The organism is Magnetococcales bacterium, from assembly GCA_015228935.1.
GTDB lineage: Bacteria > Pseudomonadota > Magnetococcia > Magnetococcales > DC0425bin3 > HA3dbin3.
Genome location: JADGCO010000038.1, coordinates 30,928 through 37,748, shown reverse-complemented (window position 1 = coordinate 37,748; position 6,821 = coordinate 30,928). Strand labels below are relative to the sequence as shown.

The window sequence follows — 6,821 nt, the reverse complement described above, 5'->3', positions numbered from 1 at the left end:
AGGAAGGGTTGTGCCCTTCCTCTTGGCGGGGTTTGGGGCGGAGCCCCAATAAAGTTTTTCATATCTAATCTTTTTTTTGCAATGGTTCTGAATAGATACGATTTTTCAGGAGTGGTGCTTCATTCAATCCTGCGTGTTTTGCGGGCAGCGAGGGCGAGCAAAAAAAAAGCCCCGTACCAGACAAGATACGGGACCGTATACCACAACCCGGGGAGCGAGAGACCAGCACTCTCTCCCCGAGTGATCTATTGTGAATTACTTGCCCTGGGGTTTGGCCTGAGCGGGCGCTTCTGGAGCGGCAGCGGCAGGGGCAGTCATGGAATCGTGCAGGGGACCGCCTGTATTGCGTTGCAGAATGGCGCGTTGTTGGGCCAGTTGATTCATCATGGCCTGCCGTTCTGCCCACAGGGTGTTGTTGATGCCGGCGGTATTGGTCATCAGGGTGTTTTGTTGCGTCATGATGGCGTTGCTCAGGTTGCCTTGCCGATAGGAGACCTGGTTTTGGGCGAGGGCCTTCTGGTGTTCCAGGCGGATCCGTTCCTGCTGGTGCCGGTATTCCATCATGGCTTCTTGCAGTTTCAGATTGTTTTCAAGTTCTTTTTGATAGGTGACTTGCGATTGTTGCTGCGCATTGGTCCAGGCTTGCTGGTTGTTTTGCCAGCCCATGATTTTGGCCTGATTGTTCAGTTCAACGGCGGTTTCGGCGGTATCGGCGGCGCGCTCTCTGGCGGCCTGGCGCACGTCGATGTTCCGGTGCCAGGCATCGTAGGCATTTTGTTTGCTTTGCCAGTAATTGTTGACGCTACCTTCGATCCGTTGCTGCAATTCCTGGGGGGATTTGGGCGGGGTGACGGGCTGGGTGTTGCCTTTGGCATCCTCGGCGACTGCACCTTGTGAGCAGGCCAGCAACACGGCGACTGCGGCCGTGGAGAGGATTGAGCGCATTTTCGTTTTCGGGGACATGATTTTCTCCAGTGTTCGTGTAAGTGTGATGTTCGTGTGTGTCATGGTTTTTATCTACCACGGCATGAATCGATTGATAAAACTCATGGGTCGGGCGGCATTGTTCATATCGTAACCCATGCGGCCCACGGAACTTGTCATGATGCGCATGGCATGGGACATGTCGCTCATGTTCGCGGTGATGGGGGCAAGATTGTCGAGTTTGATGGACATTTCAGCCACGCGGCCCGACATTTCTGTCATGATACGGGTCATGCTTTGCATATTTCCGCTCATGCCGGCGACATTTTCGGTCATGTGATCGATATTTTCCGCCATGGTGCGCATGTCCACGGACATGGTTTCCATATTGTCGCTGATGTATTCCAGATGGGTGGACATCAGCTCGATATTGTTGGCCAGATGGCCGATATTGGCAGCCAGGGATCCCATGTTGCGCCCCATTTGCGGATCGATGGATGTGGACATGAGACGAATGTCCTGGGTGAGGCTATAGATCAAGAAAAACCCATACATGGCCAGAATGATGAAGGCGGCCAGGGAGGGATAGACGACCAATTCCCAGCGTCTGGCGCTTTTGTCGAAACTTTTGGCGAATTGATCCAGGATCAGGGAGGAGCAATTGCCGCACTCCTGATACTGGCCTGCCGGATGGAAGGCTCCTCCGCCTTTGACGGGTGGCATGGATCTGGGAGTGGATCCCTGTGCGGGTGGCGAACCTTCGGGTGGCCGTTCATCGACGGGTGCGTCAGACATGAATCTTGGACTCCTTGGGCTTTTTCACTTTTTCCCGGATTTGGGCGGGTTCCAGTGGGTAGAGTGCTTCGGCCAGGCGGTAGAATTCCTGTGCGGACTTGACATCGCCTGGCAGCTCGAAGACTGCACGTCCTTCGCTGAAAGAGCGTCGATAGGAAGTCCTTTGGCAGATGCGATGTTCCAGAAGCTCAACTCCTTCGAGAGCGGACAGGGCGGTGATGGTTTCTTCGGACTCCCGCAACCCCGGGTGCGTATCGGCCCGGTTGACGAAGATCAGGATGGCGGGACCCTTGGGCTTTTTTTTTGATTTTCCTTTGGTTTCCTTGTTTTGTACAGTTTCATGAACAATATTGAGGAAGCGCTGGGTTGACCAGACATCGGCCTGACTGGGGGGGACCGGGATCAGGACGCGGTCGGCCACAGCGATGGCCTGCCGCATGGCCCAGAGATTGGATGCTCCGACATCGACGATGATTTCTCCCCCGGCATGTTGCTTGAAGACTTTGGCCGGGTCGCTATCCGGTCGAAACACGCGAATTTCGGGTTTGACGTTTTCGTCCTGGCGGACCTCGACGACATCGCTCAGGGTAGCCTGGGGATCGAGATCAAACGCCACCACATCGCGACCTTTGCTGGCGAGCCAGACTGCCAGATTGAAGGCCATGGTGCTTTTGCCGCAGCCACCTTTCAGGTTACCGATGACGGTGATCATACTTGCAGGTCTCATCCCCTTTTGGAAATTCAAGAGTTCCGCTTATTCTGTTTCCTCCGGCGAACGCAAGCGGCACCCCGCTTTTTGATTGCATCTGAAATGAACTTGTCTGGATTTCAGTAAAGCGGGGGACGGAGTTTTTTGGTTTCCGTCCCCCTGGGGAAATACCCCGATTGCTTATTTTCCTGAATGGGTGGTTGCAGCGGCGGGTGGAGGTTGTGTGCTGTTGCTGCCTGGAGCATTGGCAGCATCACCTCCCTGGGGATTTTCCTGACCCGGGCCTGCACCATAAGGTCCTGGTCCGGCACCATAGGGGCCGGCACCATAAGGTCCTGGTCCGTAGGGGCCGCCCCCCCATCCATAGGGTCCACCGCCCCAGCCATTGTAGCCAGGGCCGCCCCATCCATGGGGTCCACCGTAACCATATCCGCGTCCATAACCATAGCCGGGATAGCCGCCCCAACCATAGGGGCTGCCACCCCAGCCGTAGTAGCCTGGGCCGCCCCAGCCGTAGCCGGGATAACCTCCCCACCCTGCGGTGGCTTGGTCAGCCATCATCATGACCGCGCCGGTAAGGAGAGTGGCCACGGCCAGGGCACTGAGTGATTTTTTCATCTGACTGGACTCCGCTTGGTGACAAGGATTCAGGATTGTTGGGTGTTTTCAGTAAAGGTTACCAGCCCCAGCCGTTGCCGCCGCCCCAGCCGCCGCCGCCCCAGTTGCCGCCCCAGCCGTTGCCGCCCCAGCCGCCGCCGTAGGGGCCACCGCCCCAGCCGCCGCCGTAGGGGCCACCGCCCCAGCCATTACCGCCGCCCCAGCCGTTACCGCCCATGCTGAAGCTCATGGAGCCGTTACCGTTACCACCAGGACCACCACCCCACCAGGCTGCGGCATCTGAGGCGAGTGTCATTGCCGCAAAGCCCAGCACTGCCGCGATGGCAAGTGCATTCAGGGATTTCTTCATTGGGTATTTCTCCGTAGTTGTCAAGGTTGAACAAAAAGAAATCTATCGGGAGGTGGTGGTTCGTGACTTACCAGCCCCAGGGGCCGCCCCAGCCGCCACCCCAGGGTCCACCGCCCCAACCGTTACCGTAGTAGGGTCCGCCGCCCCAGCCATTGCCCCAGCCGCCCCAGCCGTTACCCCAGCCGCCGCCGTAGGGTCCACCACCCCAGCCGTAGCCATCACCCCAGCCATTTCCCCAGCCACCCATGGAGAGGTTGAAGTTGCCGTTGCCACCGCCGAAGGGACCGCCCCACCATGCATCAGCCTGATTTGCGCCGATCAGCGCAACACCGGCGAACAGGGAAGCCACAGCCAAAATGCGAAGGTTCTTTTTCATGGAATCTTTCTCCTCTGATTTTGCCGAATTTTAACCTAAAGCATTAAGATTACAAAAACCGAGACTGCTTTCTTCAGACAGAAAAAAATGGATTGTGGTCCATGGGGTTGTGACAGTTATTTACGTCACCAGAACCAGGAACCACCGCCCCAGCTCCAGGGTGTTCCCAGGAACGGGTCGCGCCAGCGGGCTTGAGGTCCGAAAAATCCTCCCCCTTCGTGCCACCAGGGTTCCTGCAACAACGGGTCAGCGCGTGCGCCCCAGGGTTCGTCACCCCAACCCGGATGGGAATAGGGCGATCCCCAACCGGGGGTGTAGCCAAGCCCGTATGCGGGCCCGGGGTCCAACGGCGGGTAGGCGGCACCCCAGGGATCATAGTTGGGATAATAGCCGTATCCACGACCGTATCCGTATCCATTCCAGCGGCGGTCCGCATATCCGTAGGGGGCATTGGCTTCCCAGGGATCATAATCGGGCACGGAAGAACGATAACGGCGTCTGTTCCAGTTCGTTTCATCCTGGTCGTAGCGGTTATCGTACCGGGAGCTTCGATTGCGATATTCCCGTCTGTCGTCGTCTTCTCTTGAGCCTGAGCCGGGGGCTTCGGAACCGCGGTAGCGGGGGGGATCGTAGAAGTTGCGACGATCTTGATGGTCATATTCCTGGGGACGCGGGTCACGATCCGAACCTGGTTCGGAGCGGGAATATCTCTGTTCGCCTGGTTCGGATTCCTGGGCGGAATTTTTATCCATTTCTTCCATGAAGGAACCCATGAACCGTCCAAAGCGGCGTCCCAGTTTGTCATCGCTGTTGCCACGCTTGTTTCCTGGGGCCATGAAATCCGGAGAAGTTGGAACCCCCCATTCTCCGGCGACTGACTCCTCCAGAGCTGCCCAGCCAACGATCAAGAGCGTGATCGGAACGACAAAAGGGGCTTGTGATGCCATCCTGTTTCGGGAACCCACCCATATCCTGGTATCCCGGCAACTGATCTTTGAGTGTTTCTGGAGTGGCTTGTTCATCTTGGCGACCAGTTTTCACGTCCAGAGATGCGGATGTCGGCCATACCCACCGCATCATCAAATCCATTTGTTTTTCACAAGTGACAAAGGACCATGCCGCCTTATACATATCACACGTGGCAGTGCGCCACAAGGATTCATACAAGCCGGGAATTTTCACACCGGGTGGAGGTTCCGTGTCAACCTGCATTTCCTGGTTCATGGTTTCGGTACCCGTCATTCAAGTTTGGCAGCACACGTTCTGCGAGTCTGACAAGGATTTTGCATGTTTCTGATCTTCATCGAACCATTCCGATTGGCATTATTTTGAAACAAACGATGTCGGATGCAAAGAAAAATATTGTAAATTCCTTGCTACAGATTATTGAATGTCAAGGGGCTTTTTTTCATGATTCGCTGGTTTGTTTCATGTCTGTTACATGAAGTACGGTCACAGAAAAGGAAGCGGGGGTGGAGCGTCGTGCCCTGTGTGGTACTTGAGACGATACTTCCCGGATTTTGGTCTGTACAGGTGAACATGATCAGGGATTGGGCCTGGTGGATGGGGACGGGGATGGGGACGGGGAGGAGGATACCGTACCGGGCAGGATCATCTGTTGATAATCCGCAGGTATTTTGAACAGATCCGGATTTTGCTCACCTTCGCGGATGGCGGTCAACTGTACGGAGCCGCCATCGTGATAGAGTTCCTTGATGGCGATTTGCAGGCGCGGATCGACCCAGAGCTGGGTGGTTTCGCGTGTTCCCTGGGGATTGGTGTAGGTGATTTCCCAACGCCGGGTTTCGCGGTTGTCGATCCGGTCACGGCCCAGGTTACGGCAGGTGAAGGATTTGTCTGTCTGACATGGACTTGAGGCCTCGTCAGGCATGGGTGGTCGGGTCATGGCGGGTCCAGGCTGTCTGAGGTAGACCTTGCGATCCGGGAAGAGGATCCAGGCCTCGTTGACGTCAGCGTGGTAGATGACCCGCAGCAGTTGATTCTGGACATTGCTTTCGGAACGGAGCGCCTTTTTGCTGACGTACATCATTCCCTGGCCGGACTTGCCTGGATCGGACGGATGGGTGCGGGTGACATGAGCAGAGAATTCAACGAGATAACTTGGCTGAGCCGGATTTGGTTCCGCCCAGGTCACGCCTGCCGCAAACAGGACCAGGCATCCGGAAAGGATGCGTGTGCCCAGGTTGGCAGAGGGGGTTTTTCGGGCGGAGGTTACCATCGTCCCCAGCGAAACGGATCGCCCCAGCCACCTGGCCCGGCTTCATGCCCCGGGTAATCTGGATAATCGTAACCCGGCTGCCGCCAGGAGTTGCCCCCGTAACCCCAGCCTGAACTCTCTCCGCGTGAGGGCCAGGCTCCTGAACCATAGCGGTCATCATATCCGCGTCCTGATGCAGGGGGCGGGGACCACTCCCGGTCGTGGTCACGGTCGCGGGGATCGTAGCGTCCCCGACGCTCGTCACCGTAACCAGGGTCTGGTTCGGGTGAATAGTAGCCGCCGGCACGGTAGGGGGGGTCGTCACGTCGATACTCTTCACCACCTCCGCGAGGCGGGCGATTGGGAGAGTAACCGTATCCGTCACGTACCGGGGGGGCTTCCCATGCGGGTGGATGCCCATAGGGTGTGTCGCGATAGGGTTCTTGTTGATAGCCCTGCGGGACTTCACCCCAGGGGCGCTCTTTCTGGGTACGATAGGGCGTGTATGCGGGGTCGCGTGGCTGGGGGGTTCGGTTTGGATAGGCTTGTGTTTCCGCACGATCCTGACCCTGGGGTTGGCGGGTATAGTTGGTGCCGTACCACTCCCAGTTTTTTTCCCGCTCCGTTCCCTGCGCATACATCACTGGCAGTGTCCGGTCAGGCACGATTCCAGCCTTGATGTCCAACATGTTGGATGCGACATGAGCGGATGCCGACGTACTGTAAAGGCCTGTACCCGTCATGGCGGCGGTGACAACGAGCAACAGGTGAGGGAAACAGGTCTTGTTCATGCGTTCTCGGTCGCCATGGTTTCCAGGAAGTAACGATTCAG

Annotated in this window: 9 protein-coding genes; all 9 read right to left on the bottom strand. The window is 57.1% G+C overall.

What is annotated here, in order from left to right:
- Nucleotides 1-255: 255 nt before the first annotated feature.
- The 9 genes from HQL65_10780 to HQL65_10740 all read right to left on the bottom strand — a co-directional run bounded on the left by HQL65_10780 (nt 256) and on the right by HQL65_10740 (nt 6,780).
- Nucleotides 256-963, bottom strand: a complete 708-nt coding sequence (locus HQL65_10780) for a hypothetical protein (GenBank protein MBF0136716.1) — start codon at nt 961-963, stop codon at nt 256-258.
- Nucleotides 964-1,017: 54 nt separating this feature from the next.
- A complete protein-coding gene (locus HQL65_10775; protein MBF0136715.1) occupies nt 1,018-1,719 on the bottom strand; it encodes a methyl-accepting chemotaxis protein in 702 nt (233 codons plus the stop codon).
- Nucleotides 1,712-2,431 carry an AAA family ATPase gene (locus tag HQL65_10770; protein MBF0136714.1) on the bottom strand — a complete coding sequence of 240 codons (720 nt, stop codon included), beginning with the start codon at nt 2,429-2,431 and terminating at the stop codon, nt 1,712-1,714. The genes HQL65_10775 and HQL65_10770 overlap by 8 nt, the downstream gene beginning before the upstream one ends.
- Nucleotides 2,432-2,608: 177 nt before the next feature.
- Nucleotides 2,609-3,046: a hypothetical protein gene (locus HQL65_10765; GenBank protein ID MBF0136713.1), complete on the bottom strand. Its 438-nt coding sequence runs from the start codon at nt 3,044-3,046 to the stop codon at nt 2,609-2,611.
- Between the two features lie 58 nt (nt 3,047-3,104).
- Nucleotides 3,105-3,395 carry a hypothetical protein gene (locus HQL65_10760; GenBank protein MBF0136712.1) on the bottom strand — a complete coding sequence of 97 codons (291 nt, stop codon included), beginning with the start codon at nt 3,393-3,395 and terminating at the stop codon, nt 3,105-3,107.
- A 67-nt stretch (nt 3,396-3,462) separates the two neighbouring features.
- Complete coding sequence (locus HQL65_10755) at nt 3,463-3,771, bottom strand: hypothetical protein (protein ID MBF0136711.1); 309 nt, start codon at nt 3,769-3,771, stop codon at nt 3,463-3,465.
- Between the two features lie 125 nt (nt 3,772-3,896).
- Nucleotides 3,897-4,718, bottom strand: a complete 822-nt coding sequence (locus HQL65_10750) for a hypothetical protein (GenBank protein MBF0136710.1) — start codon at nt 4,716-4,718, stop codon at nt 3,897-3,899.
- A 596-nt stretch (nt 4,719-5,314) separates the two neighbouring features.
- On the bottom strand, nt 5,315-6,010 hold the full coding sequence (locus HQL65_10745; GenBank protein ID MBF0136709.1) for a hypothetical protein: 696 nt from the start codon (nt 6,008-6,010) through the stop codon (nt 5,315-5,317).
- The gene (locus tag HQL65_10740; GenBank protein ID MBF0136708.1) at nt 6,004-6,780 is read right to left on the bottom strand and encodes a hypothetical protein; all 777 of its coding nucleotides are present in this window, start codon (nt 6,778-6,780) and stop codon (nt 6,004-6,006) included. The genes HQL65_10745 and HQL65_10740 overlap by 7 nt, the downstream gene beginning before the upstream one ends.
- Nucleotides 6,781-6,821: the final 41 nt, after the last annotated feature.